Consider the following 21,677-nt stretch of genomic DNA (forward strand, 5'->3'; position numbering starts at 1 on the left):
TGTACAACGACCGGCCGGCCACCATCATTCCGGGCCCGGCACACCCACCTCGGCGGGGCGCCTTCCTCGGTCGTTCACCCGGATACAACGACCCCCGCCCGCCGGCCATTCCGCCGGCGGGGTGCCGCCGACCACCCGCACGAACCGGACACCACGCTCAGGCCGGGACGGTCGGTGGAACGCCATGGAGGTATCCCGGCTCGGGAGACACACGTGGCGTTCCACTCAACGCCGCAGGGCGGCCACGAACCGGACATTCGCCCCAGAAATCAGGTCGACCGGGACCGGCCGCAGGGCGAACGGGCGTGGCCGACTCCAGCTCGCCGAAGTGTGGGTTCGCCCAGCTGCGCGGTATCGGCGCATGCCGGACACCGCAGACCACCACGCGGAACGAGCGGGCGGGTCAGGCGGCGGGCCAGTCCTGGGAGGCCAGACGTGGCGAGACCGCCCCCGGAGGGGCGGCCTCGAGCCAGGAGAGGAAGCCGGTGACCGTGGACCGTGCCATGGCGATCTCGACCGGAGCGTGGTTGCTGGTACAGCGCAGGATGACCCAGTCGGCCGGCATGGAGAGGCGTTCCTGCCCCTCGGGTAGCCGGCGCCGCTCCACGGCCAGCGTCTTGCGGGAGAGCACCCGCTTGGGACGCAGGGCGAAGCTGAACATGCGGTACCAGCGCAGCTCGTCGCCGACGAAGCGGCCGAAGCCGGGAGACCAGCCTCGGCCGTCGAGGATCGTGGACACCCGGACACTGAGCCGGATGATGCCTCCGCTGCGGGTGAACAGCGCCCGCCGGACGAAGAGGATCAGAAGCGCCGCGAGAACGACCGCGACGCCGATGCCGATCCCTTCCACGATCTCCATCGGCGGGTCGGCTCAGCGCGCCGGGGTGGCCGGGGTGGCGCTCTCGGCGAGGACGGTCACGCCCTCGTCCGACACCGACAAGAAGCCGCCCGCCACGTCGTACGCGAGCTGCTCGCCGCCGGCCTGCTTGATGCGTACCTGGCTGGGCTCCGCGAGCTGGCCGAGCAGGGGCGCGTGCCCCGGCAGCACACCCAGCTCACCCTCGGTCGTCCGGGCGACGACCATCTCGGCCTCGCCGGACCAGACCTTCTCCTCGACGGCTACGAGCTCGACGTGAAGCTGCTGTGCCACGCTGTCTCCTTGCTGCGGCGGCGGATTGCCGAAAGTCTAGTCGCGCCCCCGAGGCCCACCCAACGCGGGTGGCGAGAGCTGCGCCACGGTCACGCCAACGGGGCCCCGGCGGGTGCCGGAGCCCCGTTGGCGCTCACGCTACTTGCTCTTCTGCTTGAAGTCGGGGTGCTCCAGCAGGAACGCGTCGACCTGCTCGTTGCGCAGGGCCGCGAAGAAGTCCTCGGCGGGGGCCAGCAGCCGCTCGCCCTGGTATCCCCGGCTGGTCTCGACCGGGCCGCCGGGCAGCTTGATCGTCTCAATCGAGTCGGGCCGGATGCCCTTGAGGGCGAGGGCGAAGTCGACCACGCTGTTGCCCCGGCCGTTGAAGATCAGCGACTGGCCGGCCGCGCGGAGCACCCGGTCCAGCTTCACCGGGTTGGCCACCACGTCGGCGCTGAACGCCTGGCTCACCATCGCCTTGACGAACTGCTGCTGGTGCCGCTGCCGGCCGTAGTCGGCGTCCGGCACACCGTTCTTCGGGTAGCGCTGCCGGACGTAGTCCAGCGCCTGCCAGCCCTTGAGGTGGGCGTTGCCCTTCTCGTAGACGGCCTGCGGGCCGAGGTAGCCCCCGCCGCCCGGCTTGAGCTGCCGCGGCGTGCCATCCGGCTGCAGGTGCTCGGACTTGACGTCCCGCTCGATGTACATGTCGACGCCGCCCATGGCGTCGACGATCTTCTTGAAACCGGTGAAGTTGATGATCGCCCCGGCGTCGAAGCGCTCGATCCCGGTGACCTGCTGCACCGTCTTGGCGAGCAACTCGAAGCCCTGGGCCGCGCTCGGGTTCTGCCCGGCCACCGCGCTGCCGTGCGACATGGCGGCGTTGAGCCGGTCGGTGCCGCCGGAGTAGTTGGCCTTGGGGAACTCGGGGATCTCCACCCGCAGGTCGCGCGGGAGCGAGAAGAGGTAGCCGCGGTCCAGGCCGGCCGGCACGTGCAGGATCATGATCGAGTCGGCGAGCGGGCGGGTCCTCGGGTTGCGGGGGTCGATGCCCACCAGCAGGATGTTGAGCGGGCCCTTGATGTCGCTCTTCTTCTCCTTGGCGCCGGCCGCCTGGTCGCCGAAGAGATCGCCCTTGCCGACCGCGCCCTCGTAGCGGGCGACCAGCGCGTGGTAGCCCACCAGCACGGAGCCGCTGAGCACCATCATGACGACGCCGAGGATGGTGCAGACCCGGGCCCACCGCGGTACGCCACGCCACATGGACCGCTTGCCGCGGTCCGTGCCGGTCTCACCACCCACGAGCATCTCCAATCGTCACGCCCACGACTGGTAGACGGGCGCGCGGATCCGTTTCGTTGCAAGAGATCAACGCCCATGACGTGAACGTCGTGTCACGAACGGTACCGCGTGGTCTGCCGAACTGCTTGCCCGAGAACCGGGCATCTGGTAACGGGAGGCCCCGAACAGGCAGAGGCCGCCCCGACATTCGTCGGGGCGGCCTCTGTGGAGTGTGAGCGGGCTCTCAGCCCTCCATCAGCTCCTTGGCCTTCTTCTCGAGGTCCTCCAGACCGCCGCACATGAAGAACGCCTGCTCGGGGAAGTGGTCGTACTCGCCCTCGCTGATCTTCTTGAACGCCTCGATGGTCTCCTTGATCGGGACCGTCGAGCCCGGCACGCCGGTGAACTGCTCGGCGGCGTAGGTGTTCTGCGACAGGAAGCGCTCGATCCGGCGGGCCCGGCCCACCGTGACCTTGTCCTCCTCGGAGAGCTCCTCGATGCCGAGGATGGCGATGATGTCCTGCAGGTCCTTGTAGCGCTGCAGGATCCGCTTCACCTCGGTGGCGACCGCGAAGTGCTCGGCGCCGACGAAGTCCGGGGCGAGGATCCGGGACGAGGACGCCAGCGGGTCCACGGCCGGGTAGATGCCCTTGTCGGAGATCGACCGCTCGAGGTTGGTGGTCGCGTCCAGGTGGGCGAACGTGGTGGCCGGCGCCGGGTCGGTGTAGTCGTCGGCGGGCACGTAGATCGCCTGCATCGAGGTGATGGCCTGGCCCCGGACGGAGGTGATCCGCTCCTGGAGCTCGCCCATCTCGTCGGCCAGGGTCGGCTGGTAACCCACGGCGCTCGGCATGCGGCCGAGCAGCGTGGAGACCTCGGAACCGGCCTGGGTGAAGCGGAAGATGTTGTCGATGAAGAGCAGCACCTCCTGCTTCTTCACGTCGCGGAAGTACTCCGCCATGGTCAGCGCGGAGAGGGCGACCCGCAGCCGGGTGCCCGGCGGCTCGTCCATCTGGCCGTAGACCAGCGCGGTCTTGTCGATGACGCCGGACTCGGTCATCTCGGCGATGAGGTCGTTGCCCTCACGGGTGCGCTCACCCACGCCGGCGAAGACCGAGGTACCACCGAAGTTCCGGGCCACACGGGTGATCATCTCCTGGATGAGCACCGTCTTGCCCACGCCCGCGCCGCCGAACAGGCCGATCTTGCCGCCCTTGACGTACGGGGCGAGCAGGTCGATGACCTTGATGCCGGTCTCCAGCATCTCGGTCTTCGGCTCCAGGTCCGCGAAGGCCGGGGCCTTGCGGTGGATCTGCCAGCGGTCGTCCGCCTCGAGCGTCTCGCCCTCGGTGAGGTTGAGGACCTCGCCGATCGCGTTGAACACGTGGCCCTTGACCGCGTCGCCCACCGGCACGGTGATCGGCGAGCCGGTGTCCCGGACCTCGGAGCCGCGGACCAGGCCGTCGGTCGGCTGCATCGAGATGGCGCGGACCACGTTGTCACCCAGGTGCTGGGCGACCTCGAGGGTCAGCGTCTTCTCGCCGCCGGAGAGCGTCACGTCCACGTGCAGGGCGTTGAACAGGTCCGGCATGGCGTCGCGCGGGAACTCGGCGTCGACGACCGGGCCGATGACCCGGACCACGCGACCCGTGGCCGTCTTGGTCTCTACTGGGGCAGTCATCACACTTCACTTCCCGACGCGGCCAGCGCGTTCGCGCCGCCGACGATCTCACTGATCTCCTGGGTGATCCCGGCCTGGCGGGCCGAGTTCATCTCACGCGTGTACTTCTCGATCATCTCTTCGGCGTTGTCGGTGGCGCTCTTCATGGCCCGCCGACGGGCCGCCGACTCGCTGGCCGCCGACTCCAGCAACGCCGCGTAGATCCGCGTGTTGATGTACTTCGGCAGCAGCGCGTCGAGCAGCGCCTCCGCCTCCGGCTCGAACTCGTACGCCGGCAGCAGGCCCTCGGACCGCGGCCGGTCCTCGACCTGCATCGGGCCGATGATCTTCGCGACCGGATTCTGGGTCATCAGGGACTTGAACTCGGTGTAGACGATGTGCAGCTCGTCGATGCCGAGGATCCCGTCCGCCCCGGCCTGCCCCTCCACGTCGTCCGCGCCGGCGGTGAACGCCTTGATCAGCGTCTCGCCCACCTCGCGGGCGTCGGAGAAGCCCGGCTGCTCGGAGAAGCCCGTCCAGCTCGCCGCGATGTCCCGGTTGCGGAACCGGTAGTACGTCACGCCCTTGCGGCCGACGACGTAGAGCACCGGCTCCTTGCCGTCCGCCCGCAGCCGGGAGATCAGCGACTCCGCGGTCCGGATCGCGTTGGTGCTGTAACCACCGGCCAGGCCACGGTCGGCCGTCACGAGCAGGACGCCCGCCCGCCGCACCCGCTCGCGCGGGGTGAGCAGCGGGTGGTCGATCCGCGCATTCGAGGCCAGCGCCGTGAGCACGCCGGTGATGGCCTGGGCGTACGGCAGCGAAGCCGCCACCCGGGCCTGGGCCTTGGCGATGCGGCTCGTCGCGACGAGCTCCATCGCCTTGGTGATCTTCTTCATCGACTTCGCCGAGCGGATCCGTTGACGAAGAACGCGAACCTGCGCGGCCATCGTCAGCTCTCAGCCGGGCGGTCGGTCGAGCCGTCGCGGAAGCGGGTCACCGTCTCGCGGTTCTCCTCGCCCTCGAGCGGCGCGGCCGGGGCCTCGTTGAGCCGGACCTCGTCCTCCTTGCCCAGGAAGACCTTCTTGAACTCGGTGATGGCCGAGTCGAGCGAGCCGATGATGTCGTCGTCCCACTTGTTGTCGGCGATGCCGGCCAGGACGCCCTCGTGCTTGTGCCGGAGGTACTGGAGGAACTCCGACTCGAAGCGGCGGACCTCGCCCACCGGGATGTCGTCCAGCTTGCCCTCGGTGCCGGCCCACACGGAGACGACCTGCTCCTGCACGGGGTACGGCGAGTAGTTCGGCTGCTTGAGCAGCTCGACCAGGCGGGAGCCACGGTCCAGCTGGGCGCGGGAGGCCCGGTCCAGGTCGGAGGCGAAGGCGGCGAACGCCTCCAGCTCGCGGTACTGGGCCAGGTTGAGCCGCAGCGAGCCGGCGACCTTCTTCATCGGCTTCACCTGCGCGGCGCCACCGACCCGGGAGACCGAGGTGCCGACGTTGATGGCCGGCCGGACGCCCTGGTTGAACAGGTCGGTCTCGAGGAAGATCTGGCCGTCGGTGATGGAGATGACGTTGGTCGGGATGAACGCCGAGATGTCGTTCGCCTTGGTCTCGATGATCGGCAGACCGGTCATCGAGCCGCCGCCCAGCTCGTCGGAGAGCTTGGCGCAGCGCTCCAGCAGCCGGGAGTGCAGGTAGAAGACGTCACCCGGGTAGGCCTCGCGGCCCGGCGGGCGGCGCAGCAGCAGCGACACGGCCCGGTACGCCTCGGCCTGCTTGCTCAGGTCGTCGAAGACGATCAGGACGTGCTTGCCGCCGTACATCCAGTGCTGGCCGATGGACGAGCCGGTGTACGGGGCGAGGTACTTGAAGCCGGCCGGGTCGGAGGCCGGGGAGGCGACGATGGTGGTGTATTCCATCGCGCCGGCCTCCTCCAGCGTCCCCTTGATGGAGGCGATGGTGGAGGCCTTCTGGCCGACGGCGACGTAGATGCAGCGGACCTGCTTCGTCGGGTCGCCGGAGCGCCAGTTCTCGCGCTGGTTGAGGATGGTGTCCAGGGCGACCGTGGTCTTGCCGGTCTTCCGGTCACCGATGATCAGCTGGCGCTGGCCGCGGCCGATCGGGGTCATGGCGTCGACGGCCTTGATACCGGTCTGCATCGGCTCGAAGACCGACTGCCGGGCCATCACGTTCGGAGCCTGCAGCTCCAGCTCGCGGTAGCCCTCGTTGGCGATGTCGCCGAGGCCGTCGATCGGCTGGCCGAGCGCGTTGACCACGCGGCCCAGGAAGGCGTCGCCGACCGGCACCGAGAGCACCCGCTCGGTCCGCTTGACGCGCTGACCCTCTTCGATCCCGGCGAAGTCACCGAGGACGACGACACCGATCTCCCGGACGTCGAGGTTCAGCGCCACGCCCAGCGTGCCGTCCTCGAACTCCAGGAGCTCGTTGGTCATGGTCGAGGGCAGACCCTCGACGTGGGCGATGCCGTCGCCGGCGTCGGAGACGGTGCCGACCTCCTCACGGGAGACGTCGGCCGTGTAGGAGGAGACGTAGCGCTCCAGGGCGCCGCGGATCTCCTCCGTCGAGATGGTCAGCTCGGCCATCCTCTGCTTCCTTAAGTATCAGGGGCCCGGGGATACCTAGTACCGACCGGTCCGATGGCGTCGAATCAGGGCTGCTCAGTCGCTGATCAGCGCTTCGCGAGCGCGTTGCGGGTCTCGTTGAGGCGGCGCAGGACGGTGCCGTCGTACAGGTCGGAGCCGACCCGCACACTCACCCCACCGAGCACGTCCGGGTTCACCGTCTGCTTGACGGAGACCTCCCGACCGTACATCTCGGAGAGGCGGGCACCGAGGCGTCGCTCCTCCTCGTCACTCAGCGGGGCCGCCACGGTCACGTACGCGACCTGACGGTCCCGCCGGTCGGCGGCCAGCTCGACGAGCCGGGTGAGCGCACCGGTGAAGGAGCGTCCCCCGAAGCCGCCGAGCGCGGCCCCGACGAGGTAGCCGGTGATCGGCCGGGCCTTGCCGGCGAGCAGCTGGTCGGCCAGGGTGGCCCGCCGCTCGGCCGGGGCCATCGGGTCGGAGAGCGCGTTGGACAGCTCCGGGGAGCCGGACACGACCTGCCCGAAGCGGAACAGCTCGTCCTCGACCTCGCCCAGCTCGCCGGCCTTGTCGGCGCTCGCCAGGAGCGCCTCGACGCCCAGCCGCTCGACGCCGTCGAGCAGTTCCGACGGAGCCGACCAGCGGCCGGAGACGAGCGAGGCGAGCAGGTCGAGCGCGTCGGCGCCGATCCGGCCGCGCAGCATGTCGCCGAGCAGGCCGCTCCGGTCCGCACCGCTCCGGGCCGGGTCGGAGAGCGCCCGGCGCAGCCGCGGCTCGCGCCGCAGCAGGGCGGCGACGGAGAGGATGTCGTCGGCGGTGGAGGCCACCGCCGACGGCTCCGCGCCGCGGGCGTACGCGTCGAGGCGGTCCGCCGCGATCTTGTACGACTCCCGGCTGGCGGCCTGCATCAGCGGGCCCCCGTGCTCTCGAGACCGCTCAGGAACCGGTCGACGGTGCCCTTGCGACGCGCCTCGTCGGCGAGCGACTCACCGACGATCCGGCTGGCCAGGTCCACCGCGATGGTGCCGACCTCGGTGCGCAGCTCGCGCACGATGGTGGCCCGCTCCGCGGCGAGCTGCTCCTTGCCGGCGGCGATGATCCGGTCGGACTCCTCGCGCGCCTTGGCGAGGATGTCCTGACGGATGCCCTCGGCGTCGGCCCGGGCGTCGTCGCGGATCTTGGCGGCGTCGGTACGCGCCTCCGCGAGCTGGGCCCGGTACTGCTCGAGCAGCTGGTTCGCCTCGGCCTGGGCGGCCTCGGCGCGCTTGATGCCGCCCTCGATCGCGTCGACCCGCGCCTGGAACGTCTGCTCCATGCGGGGGAAGACGAACTTCATCAGCACGAAGCAGAGCACGATGAAGGCGATCCCACCGACCACGATCTCCTGCCAGACAGGGATGATCGGGTTGTGGGTCGTCTCACCACCCTCAGCGGCGAGGAAGTACATGGGGAAACCTCCCGGTCAGAGGGGCTGGATCAGGCGGTGCCGGCCCAGATGAAGCCGAAGGCGATACCGAGCAGCGCCAGGGCCTCGATGACGGCGAAGCCGATCCAGACGTACGGGAGGGTCATCCGGGACGACTCCGGCTGGCGGGCCGTCGACTGGATGTAGGCCGAGAAGACCAGGCCCACGCCGATGCCCGGGCCGATGGCGGCCAGGCCGTAACCGATGGCAGCGGTGCTGCCCGTTACCTCGGCAAGGATGCTCATTGCGGTTCCTCCTGGTTATCACGCGTGACGGTCACGCGGGACGACAACGGTTGGTGCGAAGTGGATCAGTGCTCTTCGGCGAGCGCGCCCTGCACGTAGCTGGCGGTCAGCACCGTGAAGACGTACGCCTGCAGACAGATCACCAGGAACTCGAGGAAGGTCAGCGCGATCGTCATCACCCAGGAGACCACCGAGACCGGGGCCAGCCAGGCGTTGGCGCTGAGCATGGCGAACCCGCCGAGCGTGAAGACCAGCAGGAGCATGTGGCCGGCGAACATGTTCGCGAAGAGACGGACGGCGAGCGAGAACGGCCGGACCAGGAAGGTGGAGAAGAACTCGATCGGGATCAGCAGCGGCAGGATGTACCAGGGCGCCGGCGGGATCAGAGAGTTCTTGAAGTACTTCACGAAGCCGTGGTGCCGGATGCCGATGTAGTTGAAGAGCACGTAGCTGATCACGGCGAGGAAGGCCGGGAAGGCGATGTGCGAGTTCGGCGAGATCTGGAAGAACGGGATGATCGCGAACGCGTTCGTCAGCAGGACGAAGCAGAACAGCGTGGTGAAGTAGGGCGCGAAGCGCACCCCCGCGTGCCCGATCATGTCGACCGCGATGTTGTTGCGCACGAAGCCGTAGATCGACTCGGCGAACCACTGCTTCTTGGTCGGCACCAGCTGCGGGTTCCGGTAACTGGCCAGGAAGAAGATGATCAGAACGCCGACGGCGATCCACACCATCGCCGTGATCTTGGTGAACCAGTACGAGTTCTCCGCACCCCAGGGCAGGATGCTGGGCAGGTAGAAGTCCCCCACCGTGGGTGGGAATTCCGCCTGGCCCTGAGCCAGGACGTTCGCCTGTCCGAACACCGCGTCCCTTCCTAAGTAGGCGTGCCCAGTCGGCGGACGACCAGGATGATCCCCCCGGCCATGCCGAGCACGATCCCGATCCCGGTGGCGATGCCGCCGGTGTCGAGCCAACGGTCGACCAGCCAGCCGATGAAACCCCAGACGAGCATGCCCCCGATGAGGTACGAGAGCGCGGTCCAACCCTGACCGGCACCGGGCGGAACATCGCTCGGGCCGCCAGCGCTGGGGGGTTTCTGGTCACCGGCCATGACGGGGCGAACGATATCAGTCGAGCCGAAGAGGCTGTGCCTCACCCCCCGCACAACCTGGTTGTGTGGGACACGGGTGGGCGAAGTCGTCTGGAGGCACGCTACTCCCCCTCCGCCACTGAGAGAATGACCGATCGCGGACACACCGGCGCGCGTCCGAAGGATGAGACGGCGTCAGTTGTGGACGCGCCGGGCGTGCACCGTGGCCAGCCACCAGATGTGCACCCCGGTCCAGATCAGCACACCGGCCGCGATGCCGAGGCAGAACGGGATCAGACCCGCCCAGCCGGTCGCTCCGACGAGCACCATCACCCCGCCGAGCAGGGTCATCTTGGCGATGTAGAGACCGAGCCCGAAGGGGAGCACGAGCTGCGGGTCCCGGGCGTCGGCCCAGGCCAGCACGACCGTGGTGAGGGTGTAGCTGACCGCGGTGACGGCCACCCCCGCCGCCGCGCCGAGCGCGCCGTCCACGCCTCGGGCCAGCCCGCCGGCCACCGCCGCCACGGCCGCCATCAGGACCGAGGCGACGAGCAGCACGGGCAGGTGGCGCAGCCGCCAGCCCCGGTCCGCGGCCGCCTCCGCCGCGCGCGTCCCCGGCTCAGCCACGGGGGTACGCCGGGAAGGCGCCGACCAGCTCGGTCACGTCACCGGCGATCCGGCCCAGCTCGTCCGCGCCGCCGGGCGACTCCGGGTCGGTGCGCACCGCCCGGGCGATCAGCGTGGCGATCCGGCGCATCTCGCCCTCGCGCATGCCCTGGGTGGTGACGCTCGGCGTGCCCACCCGGATCCCGGAGGCGACCATCGGCTTCTGCGGGTCGTACGGGATGGCGTTCTTGTTCAGCGTGATGCCCGCGGCGTCGCAGCGCGCCTCGGCCGCGGCCCCGGTCACCCCGGTCTCGCGCAGGTCGATCAGGGCCAGGTGGGTGTCGGTGCCGCCGGAGACCGGCCGCATGCCCTCGGCGGCCAGCCCGTCGGCGAGCGCCTGGGCGTTGCTGACCACCTGGGAGGCGTACGCCCGGAACTCGGGCTGGGCGGCCTCGCGCAGGGCGACCGCCTTGGCGGCGACCGCGTGCATGAGCGGGCCGCCCTGGGTGAACGGGAAGACCGCCTTGTCGATCCGGGCGGCCAGCGGCTCCCGGCAGAGGATCATGCCGCCGCGCGGGCCGCGCAGCACCTTGTGGGTGGTGCAGGTGACCACGTCGGCGTAGGGCACCGGGGACGGGATGGCCCGGCCGGCGACCAGCCCGATGAAGTGCGCCGCGTCCACCATGAGGTAGGCGTCGACCTCGTCGGCGATCTCCCGGAACCGGGCGAAGTCGATCAGCCGCGGGTACGCCGTGGCGCCGCAGATGATGAGCTTCGGCCGGTGCGCGAGGGCCAGGTCGCGGACCTCGTCGTAGTCGATCAGCTCGGTGTCCGGCCGGACCGTGTAGCCGACCGGGTGGAACCACTTGCCGGAGAAGTTCACCCGGCTGCCGTGGGTCAGGTGCCCGCCGTGCGGCAGGTCCATGGCCAGCACGGTGTCGCCCGGCTGCACCAGGGCGGCGTACGCGGCCAGGTTGGCGCTCGCGCCGGAGTGCGGCTGGAGGTTGGCGTGCTCGGCCCCGAACAGCTCCCGGGCCCGGGCGATGCCGAGCTCCTCGGCCCGGTCCACCTCGGCGCAGCCGCCGTAGTAGCGCCGGCCCGGGTAGCCCTCGGCGTACTTGTTGGTCAGCGTGGAGCCCAGGGCGGCCAGCACCGCGGGCGAGGTCAGGTTCTCGCTGGCGATCAGTTGCAGGCCGCCGCGCAGCCGCGCCAACTCCCCCAGCACCACCTCGGCGATCTCCGGATCGGCGCTGCTGAGCTGCTGGAAGTCCGGCCCCCAGAAGGTGTCCCTCGCGTTCTCCACAGCGAAGGAGTCTACGGAGCCACAGACTGGAAGCCGTGAGATGCCTCGTCACCGGCGCCACGGGTTACATCGGCGGGCGCCTCGCGCCGCGGTTGCTGGCCGACGGGCACACCGTCCGCTGCCTGGCCCGCAGGGCGGGGCGGCTGCGCGACGTGCCGTGGGCGTCCCGGGCCGAGATCGCGGAGGGCGACCTGCGGCGACCGGAGACGCTGCCGGCGGCATTCGAGGGCGTGGAGGTGGCGTACTACCTGGTCCACTCGCTCGGCCAGCGCGGCTTCGAGGCCGCCGACCGGGAGGCCGCCGAGAACTTCGCCGCCGCGGCCCGCGCCGCGGGCGTACGCCGGATCGTCTACCTGGGCGGGCCGGAGCCGGCGGCGGACCGGAACGTCCCGTCGGCGCACCTGCGGTCCCGCGCGGAGGTCGGCCGGATCCTGCTGGCCGCCGGGGTGCCGACGGCGGTGCTCCGGGCCGCGGTGATCATCGGGTCGGGCTCGGCCTCGTTCGAGATGCTGCGCCACCTGACCGAGCGGCTGCCGGCGATGGTCACCCCGCGCTGGGTGCGCAACCGGATCCAGCCGATCGCCGTCCGCGACGTGCTGCGCTACCTGGTCGGCTGCGCCGACCTGCCGCCCGAGGTGAACCGGGCCTTCGACATCGCCGGCCCGGACGTGCTCACCTTCGAGCAGATGATGCAGCGGTACGCCCGGGTGGCCGGGCTGCGGCGGCGGATGATCCTGCCGGTGCGGCCGCTGACTCCGGCGCTCTCCTCGTACTGGGTCGGCCTGATCACCCCGGTGCCGAACGCGATCGCCCGGCCGCTGGTGGAGAGCCTGGTCCACGAGGCGGTCGCCCGCGAGCACGACATCGCCCGGTACGTGCCCGACCCGCCCGGCGGGCTGACCGGCTTCGACGAGGCGGTCGCCCTGGCGCTGGCGAAGGTCCGCGACGCCCAGGTGGAGACCCGCTGGTCCACCGCGAGTGGGCCGGACGCGCCGGCCGAGCCGCTGCCCAGCGACCCGGCGTGGTCCGGCGGGACGGCGTACACCGACCTGCGCGAACGGGCCGTGGGCGCCCCGACGGGGGCGCTGTGGCGGGTCGTCGAGGGGGTCGGCGGCGAGCACGGCTGGTACTCGTTCCCGCTCGCCTGGTCGGTGCGCGGCTGGCTGGACCGGCTGATCGGCGGGGTGGGGCTGCGCCGGGGCCGGCGCGACCCGCACCGCCTCCAGGTGGGCGAGGCGCTGGACTTCTGGCGGGTCGAGGAGATCGTCCCCGGCGAGCTGCTGCGGCTGCGCGCCGAGATGCGGCTGCCCGGCCGGGCCTGGCTGGAGATGCGCGTCGAGCCGGCCGGCGACGGCCGCAGCCGCTACGTCCAGCGCGCCGTCTTCCTCCCCCACGGCCTGCCCGGCCACCTCTACTGGGCCTCGGTCGCCCCCTTCCACGCCGTCATCTTCGGCGGCATGGCCCGCAACATCGCCCGCGGCGCCGAGCGGCCCGGCCCCCGCTGACCCGCCCCGGCGTCAGTTGCCGCTGCGGGGGCTGGCGCGCTCGAAGGCGACGGTCTGGCTCGGCGGGACGAAGTCCAGGACCGGCTGGTCGCGCAGCGCGTACGCGAGGAGCCGGCCCACGGCCTCGATCTGGCGGACCTGGACCCCGCCGCCGACGGCGTCCCGGGGGTCGTCCGGGTTCGCGGCGATGGTCGCCACGGCGAGCTGCGGGGTGAAGGCGACCACGGTCTCCGTCGCGTTCCGCTCGGAGCTGCCGGTCTTGCCGGCGAGCGGGCGGCGCAGGCCGGGAGCCAGGTCCTCGGCGGTGCCCCCGTCGCAGCGGCGGTACATCGACTGGTCACCGACCGGGCAGCGGGCCGCGTCCGCCGCCGCCCGGGCCACCTCGGTGTCGAGCACCTGGCGGCAGTCGGGCTTGCCGGCGGCCACCCTGCGGCCGGTGGGGTCGGTGATCGACGCGATCGGGGTGGGCCGGCACCAGGTCCCCTCGGCGGCCACCGTGGCGTACGCGTTGGCCAGGTCGAGCGGGGTGGTGGCGGAGACCCCGAGGGTGAACGGTCCCCAGTTCTTCGCGCCGTCCCGGGCCAGCCGGGCGTCCTCGGGCGAGCGGAACACGATGCCCAGCCGCTGGGCCATCTCCACCACCCGGTCCGCGCCGACCCGCTCGGTCAGCCACGCGAAGTAGGTGTTCACCGACCGGCCGAAGGCGCTCCACATGGTCTGGTCGCCGTTCATCCAGTCCGGATTGGCGTTCTCCGGGCACCAGCGGCCGCCGCAGCTCGCCGGACCGCCGTCGATCGGGTAGTTGGTGACGAAGACGCGGGGTGAGTCGAACTCGGTCGCCAGCGGCAGCCCGGACTCCAGCGCGGCCAGCAGGGCGAAGAGCTTGAAGGTCGAGCCGGCCTGGTAGCCCGCGATGCCCGCGCCGCCGGCGACCAGCTGGTTGACCGTGTTCGGGTAGTTCTGCCGGGCGTCCGGGTTGGCGGCCACGCTGTAGTTGCGGTTCACCGCCATGGCCAGCACCCGGCCGGTGCCCGGCTGCACCACGGCGGTCGGCGCGGCCCGCTGGTTGCTGTTCGGGTAGATCCGCAGCACCTGCTCGGTGGCCTTGGCCTGCACGTCGGGGTCGAGCGAGGAGACGATCGACCAGCCGCCGCGGCGCAGCGTGCGCTGCCGCTCGTCCGCCGTCTTGCCGAAGGCGGGCTGGGCGTTCCACCACTGGGTGAACCAGTCGCAGAAGAAGCCCCAGTCGTTGTGCCCGGCGGGCACCGCGGTGCAGTCGTTCGGGGTGGCGCTGGGCTTGAGGTTGAGTTGCTCGGCCTTGGCCCGGGCCGCGTCCGCCTCGGCCACCTGGCCGGTCTCCACCATCCGGTCCAGCACGTACGCCCGGCGACCCAGCGCCGAGTCGGCGTCGCCGTTGATCGGGTCGTCGGTGTCGGGCGCGCGGACCAGCCCGGCGAGCATCGCCGACTGGGCCAGGGTGAGCTGGGCCGGCGTGGTGGAGAAGTAGCGCTTGCTGGCCGCCGCGATGCCGTACGCGCCGGCGCCGAAGTAGGCGATGTTCAGGTAGCGCCCGAGGATCTCGTCCTTGCTGATCCGGCGTTCCAGGGCCAGCGCGTACCGCATCTCGCGGATCTTGCGGCCCAGGGTGATCTCGGTGGCCCTGACCCGCTGCTCCTCGGTCAGCCGGGGGTCGCCGGCCAGCGCGTTGCGCACGTACTGCATGGTCAGCGTGGAGGCGCCCTGCCGGGTGCCCTCCCGGCGGTTGGCCGTGAAGGCCCGCGCCACGCCGCGCACGTCGACGCCGTGGTGCTGGTAGAACCGGACGTCCTCGGCGGCCACGATGGCCTGCCGCATCACCGGCGCCACCTCACCGACCGGCACGTCCACCCGGTCCTCGACGTAGAACGAGGTGATCAGGGTGCGGCCGTCGCTGGCGTAGAGGTTGGAGCGCTGGGCCGGCTCCGGCGTCTTGAGCGACTCCGGCAGCGCGGCGTAGGGCATCAGGTTCTTGAAGCCGAGCCCGAAGACCAGCGCGGCCGGCAGCGCGGCGGCGGCCAGGGCCAGCCCGGCGAGCACGCCGGCGAGCATGACGGTGAACAGCTTGTTCAGATGGGCCCGGTTCATCAGCTCTCCCCGCAGGAGCCGGCCGTACGGACCCGTCCAGAATGACCGGAATCGCCGGTTTCGCCGTCATCTTCGGCGGAACGCGCAGGAAGTTCGCGAGAAAGGATGAACCTCAGGGAAGCAGCGCGGTGGCCAGCGGCTGGACGGTCTCCTCGATCTCGTCGGCCACCCGGCTGAAGCACTGGTCGCCGCGACCCCAGGGGTCGTCCAGGTCGTCGGTGGGCAGCGCGGTGCTGCCCTGCCGGGCCGCGTCGGCCGCCGTCACCAGCGCCACGCCCCGGGCGTACACCGAATCGGGGGTGGCCTCCACCGGGGGCAGCGCGGCCCGGTCCAGCCCGCCGAGCAGCCGGCCGAACTCGCCCAGCACAAAGGTGCGCGCGGCGGCGTCCGGGCGCAGCGCCACCACGTACTCGTGCTGGTCGGTGGTGGCGGTGAGGACCAGGTCGGCGGCGTCGATCAGGTCGGAGCGGAGCCGGCGGGCGGCGAACCCGTCCACCCCACCGCCGCGCGAGGTCACCTGCCGGGCGGCCGGCGGGTTCATCTCCTCGCCGGCGTGCCAGCCGCCGGTGCCGGCGCTGTGGCTGTGCACCAGCTCGTCCGACCGGTCCGGGTCGACGCCGAGCCGGCCCAGCCGCTCCCGGACCGCGAGCACCAGCAGCCGCTCGGCCATCGGGGAGCGGCAGATGTTGCCCATGCAGACGTGCAGGACGGTGAACGGGGGCACTCAGACCCCCCGCTCGTCGAGGATGTCCGGCACCACGTCACGCAGCTTCTCCAGGGTCACCGCGCCCTGGCGCAGCACCCGGGGCACCTCGCCGGTCAGGTCGACGATGGTGCTCGGCACCGGGTCGAGCGCCGGGCCGGCCTCCAGGTAGGCCCGGACGCCGTAGCCGAGCTGGTCGCGGGCCTCCTCGGCGGTGAGCGCGGCGGGCTGGCCGACCTTGTTGGCCGAGGCCACCGCCATCGGGCCGGTCTCCCGCAGCACCTCCAGCGCCACCGGGTGCAGCGGCATCCGCACCGCCACCGTGCCGCTGGAGTCGCCCAGGTCCCAGGCCAGGCTCGGCGAATGCTCCACCACGATGGTGAGCGCGCCCGGCCAGAACGCCTCGACCAGCTCGCGGGCCGAGCGGGGCAGCGAGAAGACCAGCCCGTCGAGGGTGTGCCGGGAACCGATCAGCACCGGGGGCGCCTGCCGGGCGCCACCCTTGGCGTCGGCGAGGGCCTTCACGGCGTAGGGGGTGAAGGCGTCGGCGCCGATGCCGTAGACCGTGTCGGTCGGCAGGACGACGAGTTCCCCGTTCTTGACCGCCTCGATGGCAGCGGCGATGCCGCGGTCCCGATCGGCGGGCGACCGACAGTCGTAGAGCATCACGAGGAGCCAGTCTGCCACGCCGGGCCGGGGTCGGCGTGTTGGCCGTCCGCCCGGCGGGACGCCGTCGCGTACCGGGGCCGCCCGACCAGGTCGCGGTGCTCCTCGACCCGCTCGTAGCGGCCGTCGGCGGCGAGCAGCGCGGGCACCGCCGTGGCGTGGGTGTCGTCGTGCTCGACCCCGAGCACACCGCCGGGGCGGAGCAGCGCGGCGGCCCGGCCCACCACGGGCCGGATGACGTCCAGCCCGTCCGCGCCGCCGAACACCGCCTCGTCCGGGTCGTGGCCGGCCACCTCGGGCGACACCACCACCGACCGGGGCACGTACGGCGGGTTGCAGAGCAGCACGTCGACCCGGCCGACCAGGTCGGCGAGGAGCTCCGGGTCGGTGACGTCGGCGGCGACCACCTCGACCGGCCGGTCCCCGGCGGCGGCCCGCTCGGCGGCGTTGCGGCGCAGCCAGTCCAGCGCCGCCGGGGACCGCTCCACCGCCACCACCCGGGCCGAGGGCAGCTCCTGGGCGACCGCCAGGGCGATCGCGCCGGACCCGCTGCACAGGTCGACAACCAGCGGCGCGGGCCACCGGCGCGCCTGCTCGATGCCCCAGCCGGCGAGCAGTTCGGTCTCCGGCCGGGGCACGAAGACGCCCGGGCCGACCGCCAGCTCCAGGTGCCGGAAGCCGGCGGCGCCGGTGAGGTGCTGGAGGGGTTCCCGGGCCACCCGCCGGTCGACCAGCGCGTCGAGGCGGTCGCGCTGCGCCGGGGTGAAGCCGTCGGCCAGCGCCAGCCGGCCGCGCGGCACGTCCAGCACGTGCGCGGCCAGTTGCTCGGCCTCCGCGCGGGGCGCCTCGACGCCCGCCGCCGCGAGGGCCTGGGCCGCCCGGGCGACCACCAGTGAGGGGCGCTCGCGTTCTGACCCTTCGGACGGGTGTTGCGGGAGGGAGGTCACGACATAATCATGAAGCGTCGCGGGGCACCTCACGAGCGGGTGCGTCCGGACGCACACCGACAGGAGGTCGCGAGTGGGCTGGCTCGACCGGGTCGAGGACCAGGTTGACGCCCTCCGGCGCGCCCGGGCGTTGCAGGAGGTCAGCCGCTCGGCGGAGGCGTGCGCCCTGCTGGACCGGGTCATCCGCACCACCGACGACCCGTGCACGCGGGCGGACGCCCTGGTGCAGCGCCTCTCCGCGCTGATCAATCTCGGTCGGACGGCCGAGTTCACCCGGGCCATCGAGGAGGCGTCCGCCGCCGTCCGGGACCTGGCCGAGCCCTACCTGCACGGGCACCTCAACGCCCTCGCCGCGCTCGCCGCGCACCACCAGGGCGCGCTGGACCGCTGCGTCACGCACCTGGTCCGGGCGGCCCGGGCGCTGAGCGCCGACGACGACCCGGACCGGGACACCGCCTGGGGCTGGCACGACCTGGCGATGGCCTACTCCTACCTGAGCTTCCACGGCCACGCGCTCGGCGCCATCGAGCGCGCCCGCCAGGTGGGGCTGACCGCGGGCATCCCCGAGGAGACCTTCGCCGCGCCCGGCATCCGGCTGCGCAACGCGGTGGCGCTGGACCACAACGGCGACAGCGACGGCTGCCTGCGGGTGCTCCGCGACGTGGCGGGCGACCTGGCCCGGTTCCTGCGCAGCGGGCGGGCCGGCAGCCTGCGGCCGAGCAGCCTGGCGGCATACGGCTACGCCGCGGCCCGGCGGGCGGCGCTCGGCGACCGGGTGGACTCCGGCGGCGACGCCGACCCGGCCCGGCTGCTCGGGCACGGCGGCGACAGCGCCCGCGCCCGCGACCTGCGCCAGCTCGGGCAGGTCTGCCTGGCCGTCGCCGAGGGCCGGCCCATCGAGGCGGTCACCCGGCTGGACACCATCCGGGTCTCCGACGAGACGCTCGGCGCCGCCGAGGCGCCCCGGCTGCGCAGCATCGCGCTGGCCCGGGCCGGTGACCACGCCGCCGCGCACCGGGCCGACCGGCACGCGTTCCGGCTGGCCGCGCAGCGCAGCGACCGGCTGCGGGACGTCTACATCGACGGCATCGCCGCCCGGATCGACCACGAGGAGATGCGCCGCGAGGCCGCCCGGTACGAGGGCGAGGCGCTCACCGACCCGCTCACCGGGCTGCCCAACCGGCGCCGGCTGGAGCGCTACATCGCCGCGGTGGTGGCCCGGGGCGAGCGGGTGGTGATCGGCGTCTGCGACCTGGACGGGTTCAAGGCGGTGAACACCCGACACGGGCACCACTCCGGCGACCTGGTGCTGCAACGGATCGCCGGGGTGATCAACCGGGTGATGCGGCGGGGCGACTTCGTGTCCCGCTACGGCGGGGACGAGTTCGTCGTGGTGCTGCCGGAGACCGGCATGGCGGAGGCCACCGAGGTGGCCCGGCGGATCCAGGCCGCCGTGCACACCGAGGACTGGGAGTCGCTGGTCCCCGGCACCCCGGTCGGGGTCAGCATCGGCTTCGCCGAGGTCGACGGGGGCACCGGGGTGAGCGTCCGGGAGGCGCTGGGCGCCGCCTTCGAGCTGGCCGACCGGGAGATGCTGCGCGCCAAGGACCGCCTCCGCGCCTCCTGAGCGCGGGGCGGGGTCAGCGGCGGCCGAGCTCCGGCTCGCCGGCCAGGCGGGCGGCCCGGTCGGCCTCGCCGAGGGCGTCGAGCACCCCGTCCAGTTCGCCGCCCAGGGCCAGGTCGAGGTTGTACGCGGTGTAGCCGATCCGGTGGTCGGTGATCCGGTTCTGCGGGAAGTTGTAGGTGCGGATCCGCTCCGACCGGTCCACGGTGCGCACCTGCGCCTTGCGGGCGTCCGAGGCGGCCGCGTCGGCCTGCTCCTGGGCGGCCGCGAGCAGCCGGGCCCGCAGGATCCGCATGGCCTGCTCGCGGTTCTGGAGCTGCGACTTCTCGTTCTGGCAGGAGACCACGATCCCGGTGGGCACGTGGGTGATCCGGACCGCCGAGTCGGTGGTGTTGACCGACTGGCCGCCCGGCCCGGACGAGCGGAACACGTCGATCCGCAGCTCGTTCGGGTCGATGGTGACGTCCACGTCCTCGGCCTCGGGCAGCACCAGCACGCCGGCCGCGCTGGTGTGGATCCGGCCCTGCGACTCGGTCACCGGAACGCGCTGCACCCGGTGCACGCCGCCCTCCCACTTGAGCCGGGACCAGACCCCGTTGCCGCCCTCGGGCACGCCCTTGGTCTTGATCGCCAGGGAGACGTCCTTGACCCCACCGAGGTCGGAGTCCTGCGCGTCGATCACCTCGGTGACCCAGCCGTGCCGCTCGGCGTAGCGGGTGTACATCCGCAGCAGGTCGCCGGCGAACAGCGCCGACTCCTCGCCGCCCTCGCCGGCCTTGATCTCGACGATGACGTCCTTGGCGTCGTGCGGGTCGCGCGGGATGAGCAGCTCGGCCAGCCGCTCCTCCAGGGCCGGCAGGGACGCCGCGATGGCCTCCGCCTCGGCGGCGAAGGCCGGATCCTCGGCGGCCAGCTCGCGGGCGGCGGCCAGGTCGGCCCGGGCCTGCTCCAGCTCGCCGGCGGCCTTGTGCAGCGGGACCAGCTCCGCGTAGCGCCGGCCGACCCGGCGGGCGGTGCCCTGGTCGGCGTGGATGGCGGGGTCGGCCAGCCGCTGCTCCAGCTCGGCGTACTCGTCGAGGAGGGCGGCCAGGCGCTCACTGCTCATGCTGCGGATGCTCCTTCGACGACGACGATCGGGCAGGGAGGGACGGAACCGGGCGCAAACGGACGAACGCCCGCGTCCGGCACGGAGCCGGACACGGGCGTCGTCGACGGAGCTACTTGGCCTTCTTGGCCTGAACCTTGGCGTACTTCTGCTGGAACTTCGCGACCCGACCGGCGGTGTCGAGGACGCGCTGCTTGCCGGTGTAGAACGGGTGGCAGGCGCTGCAGGTCTCGACGCTGATCGAACCGCCCTTGGCGGTGCTGCGGGTCGTGAAGGTGTTGCCGCAGGAGCAGCGGACCTCGGTGGTCACGTACTCCGGGTGGATGTTGGGCTTCATGTCGCCTCGGTCCTTTCGTCGGTGGTCGCCGGGTCGCCGTCGTGCTCCCCGTCGTCGCGACGGGCTCGGGCGTGAACCGGAACCGGTGGCCGATTGACCAGTGTGCCATGGGCGTCGGCCGACCCGTCGAGCGGGCCGCACACCAGGTCCGGCAGGCGCAACGCTCACCTCCCGCTACGCATTCCCGCCCGCCTGGCGGGCATTCGTGGAGACGGCCGAGGGATGAACGGGAGGTACGGGGATGTTCCGCCTGATCGCCACCCGAGGGCTGCCGGCCTCCGGCAAGACCACCTTCGCCCGCCGGCTCCAGCCCGGCGTGGTCCGGGTCAACCGGGACGACCTGCGCCGGATGCTGCACGGTGAGCGGCTCTTCACCCAGTGGGCGGAGGGGCAGGTCAGCCGGGCGCAGCGGGCCCAGGTGGAGGCGCTGCTGGCGGCCCGGGTGAGCGTCTGCGTGGACGACACCAACCTGCGCTCGCGCACCCTGCGGGACTGGGCCGAGCTGGCCGACCGGTACGGCGCGGCGTTCGAGGTGCACGACTTCACCGACGTCCCGCTGGAGGAGTGCCTGCGCCGGGACGCCGAGCGCCCCGAGGCCGACCGGGTCGGCGAGGCGGCCATCCGCCGGCTGCACGAGCGCTACCTGGCGAACCGCCCGCTGCCGCTGCCGCTGCCGACTGCCCGGGCCGGCGGCCCGGCGCGGGTGGAGCGGGAGACCGCCGAGCGCCCCGACATCGTGCTGGTCGATATCGACGGCACGGTGGCGCTGAACGTGTCACGCAGCCCGTACGACATGACCCGGGTCGGCGAGGACGTGCCGAACGAGGCGGTGATCGCGGCGGTGCGGGCCATGCACGCGGCCGGGCACGGGGTGGTCTTCTGCTCCGGCCGGGACGCCACCGCCCGGCCCGACACGGAGGCCTGGCTGGCCCGGCACGTCAAGGTGCCCTACCTGGCGCTGCACCTGCGGGCGGTCGGCGACCACCGCAAGGACGCCGTGGTCAAGCAGGAGATCTACGAGCGGGAGATCAAGGACCGCTACCGGGTGGTCGGGGTCTTCGACGACCGGCAGCAGGTGGTCCGGATGTGGCGGTCGCTCGGCCTGACCGTCTTCCAGGTCGCCGAGGGCGACTTCTGACGCGCGGCCTGGGCGGGCGTCTTGCGTCCCGTGATCAGGTCCTGCGCGGCCGCCCGGCCATCTACCGCTACTTTCCCAGCCTGGAGGCGCTGGTCGTCGCGCTCGCCGGAGACCTCTACGACGAGCTGCGCCGGGAGATCGAGGCGG

General features: G+C 72.3%; 22 protein-coding genes. 3 read left to right on the top strand and 19 right to left on the bottom strand.

Features of this window, described 5'->3' with window-relative positions; translation table 11 throughout:
- Positions 1–403 precede the first annotated feature (403 nt).
- From ABZV78_RS26790 to glyA, 13 genes are all read right to left on the bottom strand, one after another.
- Positions 404–859 carry a DUF2550 domain-containing protein gene (locus tag ABZV78_RS26790; RefSeq protein WP_355642870.1) on the bottom strand — a complete coding sequence of 152 codons (456 nt, stop codon included), beginning with the start codon at positions 857–859 and terminating at the stop codon, positions 404–406.
- Positions 860–871: 12 nt separating this feature from the next.
- A complete protein-coding gene (locus tag ABZV78_RS26795; RefSeq protein WP_355642872.1) occupies positions 872–1,150 on the bottom strand; it encodes a F0F1 ATP synthase subunit epsilon in 279 nt (92 codons plus the stop codon).
- 138 nt (positions 1,151–1,288) lie between these two features.
- Positions 1,289–2,434, bottom strand: a complete 1,146-nt coding sequence (locus ABZV78_RS26800) for an LCP family protein (protein ID WP_355642874.1) — start codon at positions 2,432–2,434, stop codon at positions 1,289–1,291.
- A gap of 217 nt (positions 2,435–2,651) precedes the next feature.
- Positions 2,652–4,088 carry a F0F1 ATP synthase subunit beta gene (gene atpD / locus ABZV78_RS26805; protein WP_091262169.1) on the bottom strand — a complete coding sequence of 479 codons (1,437 nt, stop codon included), beginning with the start codon at positions 4,086–4,088 and terminating at the stop codon, positions 2,652–2,654.
- Entirely contained in the window at positions 4,088–5,017 is a 930-nt protein-coding gene (locus ABZV78_RS26810) for a F0F1 ATP synthase subunit gamma (protein ID WP_355642875.1), read from the bottom strand. Before ABZV78_RS26810 ends, atpD begins: the two co-directional genes overlap by 1 nt.
- Positions 5,018–5,019: 2 nt before the next feature.
- Entirely contained in the window at positions 5,020–6,672 is a 1,653-nt protein-coding gene (gene atpA, locus ABZV78_RS26815; RefSeq protein ID WP_355642877.1) for a F0F1 ATP synthase subunit alpha, read from the bottom strand.
- Positions 6,673–6,758: 86 nt separating this feature from the next.
- A complete protein-coding gene (locus ABZV78_RS26820) occupies positions 6,759–7,580 on the bottom strand; it encodes a F0F1 ATP synthase subunit delta (RefSeq protein ID WP_355642879.1) in 822 nt (273 codons plus the stop codon).
- Positions 7,580–8,119, bottom strand: a complete 540-nt coding sequence (locus tag ABZV78_RS26825; RefSeq protein WP_212832735.1) for a F0F1 ATP synthase subunit B — start codon at positions 8,117–8,119, stop codon at positions 7,580–7,582. The genes ABZV78_RS26820 and ABZV78_RS26825 overlap by 1 nt, the downstream gene beginning before the upstream one ends.
- Positions 8,120–8,148: 29 nt before the next feature.
- Positions 8,149–8,382 carry an ATP synthase subunit C gene (locus ABZV78_RS26830; RefSeq protein ID WP_046563803.1) on the bottom strand — a complete coding sequence of 78 codons (234 nt, stop codon included), beginning with the start codon at positions 8,380–8,382 and terminating at the stop codon, positions 8,149–8,151.
- 65 nt (positions 8,383–8,447) lie between these two features.
- On the bottom strand, positions 8,448–9,245 hold the full coding sequence (atpB, locus tag ABZV78_RS26835; protein ID WP_355642881.1) for a F0F1 ATP synthase subunit A: 798 nt from the start codon (positions 9,243–9,245) through the stop codon (positions 8,448–8,450).
- 11 nt (positions 9,246–9,256) lie between these two features.
- The gene (locus tag ABZV78_RS26840) at positions 9,257–9,493 is read right to left on the bottom strand and encodes an AtpZ/AtpI family protein (RefSeq protein WP_302772104.1); all 237 of its coding nucleotides are present in this window, start codon (positions 9,491–9,493) and stop codon (positions 9,257–9,259) included.
- 174 nt (positions 9,494–9,667) lie between these two features.
- Positions 9,668–10,099 (bottom strand): hypothetical protein, encoded by a 432-nt coding sequence (locus ABZV78_RS26845; RefSeq protein WP_355642883.1) that lies wholly within the window; start codon positions 10,097–10,099, stop codon positions 9,668–9,670.
- Positions 10,092–11,381 carry a serine hydroxymethyltransferase gene (glyA, locus tag ABZV78_RS26850; RefSeq protein ID WP_355642885.1) on the bottom strand — a complete coding sequence of 430 codons (1,290 nt, stop codon included), beginning with the start codon at positions 11,379–11,381 and terminating at the stop codon, positions 10,092–10,094. The genes ABZV78_RS26845 and glyA overlap by 8 nt, the downstream gene beginning before the upstream one ends.
- 35 nt (positions 11,382–11,416) lie before the next feature.
- Between glyA and ABZV78_RS26855 the strand changes: the two genes are divergently transcribed.
- On the top strand, positions 11,417–12,886 hold the full coding sequence (locus tag ABZV78_RS26855) for an SDR family oxidoreductase (protein ID WP_355642887.1): 1,470 nt from the start codon (positions 11,417–11,419) through the stop codon (positions 12,884–12,886).
- A 12-nt stretch (positions 12,887–12,898) separates the two neighbouring features.
- Here ABZV78_RS26855 and ABZV78_RS26860 read toward each other — a convergent pair whose 3' ends face one another.
- The 4 genes from ABZV78_RS26860 to prmC form a co-directional block, all read right to left on the bottom strand.
- Positions 12,899–15,010, bottom strand: coding sequence for a transglycosylase domain-containing protein (locus ABZV78_RS26860; protein ID WP_355642889.1), 2,112 nt, complete (start codon positions 15,008–15,010; stop codon positions 12,899–12,901).
- Positions 15,011–15,122: 112 nt separating this feature from the next.
- Positions 15,123–15,734 (bottom strand): phosphotyrosine protein phosphatase, encoded by a 612-nt coding sequence (locus ABZV78_RS26865; protein ID WP_355642891.1) that lies wholly within the window; start codon positions 15,732–15,734, stop codon positions 15,123–15,125.
- Positions 15,735–16,379, bottom strand: coding sequence for an L-threonylcarbamoyladenylate synthase (locus ABZV78_RS26870; protein ID WP_355642900.1), 645 nt, complete (start codon positions 16,377–16,379; stop codon positions 15,735–15,737).
- Positions 16,379–17,326 (bottom strand): peptide chain release factor N(5)-glutamine methyltransferase, encoded by a 948-nt coding sequence (gene prmC, locus ABZV78_RS26875; protein WP_355642893.1) that lies wholly within the window; start codon positions 17,324–17,326, stop codon positions 16,379–16,381. Before prmC ends, ABZV78_RS26870 begins: the two co-directional genes overlap by 1 nt.
- Before the next feature lie 73 nt (positions 17,327–17,399).
- Here prmC and ABZV78_RS26880 point away from each other — a divergent pair, with 73 nt between their 5' ends.
- The gene (locus ABZV78_RS26880) at positions 17,400–18,953 is read left to right on the top strand and encodes a GGDEF domain-containing protein (protein ID WP_355642895.1); all 1,554 of its coding nucleotides are present in this window, start codon (positions 17,400–17,402) and stop codon (positions 18,951–18,953) included.
- Positions 18,954–18,966: 13 nt separating this feature from the next.
- Here the strand turns inward: ABZV78_RS26880 and prfA are convergent, their stop codons facing one another.
- Together prfA and rpmE are read right to left on the bottom strand one after the other, a co-directional pair.
- A complete protein-coding gene (prfA, locus tag ABZV78_RS26885) occupies positions 18,967–20,055 on the bottom strand; it encodes a peptide chain release factor 1 (RefSeq protein ID WP_355642897.1) in 1,089 nt (362 codons plus the stop codon).
- 112 nt (positions 20,056–20,167) lie between these two features.
- Positions 20,168–20,392 carry a 50S ribosomal protein L31 gene (gene rpmE / locus ABZV78_RS26890; protein ID WP_091262200.1) on the bottom strand — a complete coding sequence of 75 codons (225 nt, stop codon included), beginning with the start codon at positions 20,390–20,392 and terminating at the stop codon, positions 20,168–20,170.
- 241 nt (positions 20,393–20,633) lie between these two features.
- Here rpmE and ABZV78_RS26895 point away from each other — a divergent pair, with 241 nt between their 5' ends.
- A complete protein-coding gene (locus ABZV78_RS26895) occupies positions 20,634–21,530 on the top strand; it encodes an AAA family ATPase (protein ID WP_355642898.1) in 897 nt (298 codons plus the stop codon).
- The last annotated feature ends 147 nt before the right edge of the window (positions 21,531–21,677 follow it).

This window comes from Micromonospora sp. NPDC004540 (genome assembly GCF_040610095.1).
Taxonomy (GTDB): Bacteria; Actinomycetota; Actinomycetes; order Mycobacteriales; family Micromonosporaceae; genus Micromonospora.

Excerpts from the sequence above, each read along its gene's own strand:
- ABZV78_RS26895 (WP_355642898.1), top strand. The coding sequence starts at position 20,634 with ATGTTCCGCCTGATCGCCACCCGAGGGCTGCCGGCCTCCGGCAAGACC.
- ABZV78_RS26825 (WP_212832735.1), bottom strand. The coding sequence starts at position 8,119 with ATGTACTTCCTCGCCGCTGAGGGTGGTGAGACGACCCACAACCCGATC.
- ABZV78_RS26870 (WP_355642900.1), bottom strand. The coding sequence starts at position 16,379 with ATGCTCTACGACTGTCGGTCGCCCGCCGATCGGGACCGCGGCATCGCC.
- ABZV78_RS26810 (WP_355642875.1), bottom strand. The coding sequence starts at position 5,017 with ATGGCCGCGCAGGTTCGCGTTCTTCGTCAACGGATCCGCTCGGCGAAG.
- prfA (WP_355642897.1), bottom strand. The coding sequence starts at position 20,055 with ATGAGCAGTGAGCGCCTGGCCGCCCTCCTCGACGAGTACGCCGAGCTG.
- ABZV78_RS26860 (WP_355642889.1), bottom strand. The coding sequence starts at position 15,010 with ATGAACCGGGCCCATCTGAACAAGCTGTTCACCGTCATGCTCGCCGGC.
- ABZV78_RS26790 (WP_355642870.1), bottom strand. The coding sequence starts at position 859 with ATGGAGATCGTGGAAGGGATCGGCATCGGCGTCGCGGTCGTTCTCGCG.
- rpmE (WP_091262200.1), bottom strand. The coding sequence starts at position 20,392 with ATGAAGCCCAACATCCACCCGGAGTACGTGACCACCGAGGTCCGCTGC.
- atpD (WP_091262169.1), bottom strand. The coding sequence starts at position 4,088 with ATGACTGCCCCAGTAGAGACCAAGACGGCCACGGGTCGCGTGGTCCGG.
- ABZV78_RS26830 (WP_046563803.1), bottom strand. The coding sequence starts at position 8,382 with ATGAGCATCCTTGCCGAGGTAACGGGCAGCACCGCTGCCATCGGTTAC.
- atpA (WP_355642877.1), bottom strand. The coding sequence starts at position 6,672 with ATGGCCGAGCTGACCATCTCGACGGAGGAGATCCGCGGCGCCCTGGAG.
- ABZV78_RS26800 (WP_355642874.1), bottom strand. The coding sequence starts at position 2,434 with ATGCTCGTGGGTGGTGAGACCGGCACGGACCGCGGCAAGCGGTCCATG.
- ABZV78_RS26840 (WP_302772104.1), bottom strand. The coding sequence starts at position 9,493 with ATGGCCGGTGACCAGAAACCCCCCAGCGCTGGCGGCCCGAGCGATGTT.
- ABZV78_RS26820 (WP_355642879.1), bottom strand. The coding sequence starts at position 7,580 with ATGCAGGCCGCCAGCCGGGAGTCGTACAAGATCGCGGCGGACCGCCTC.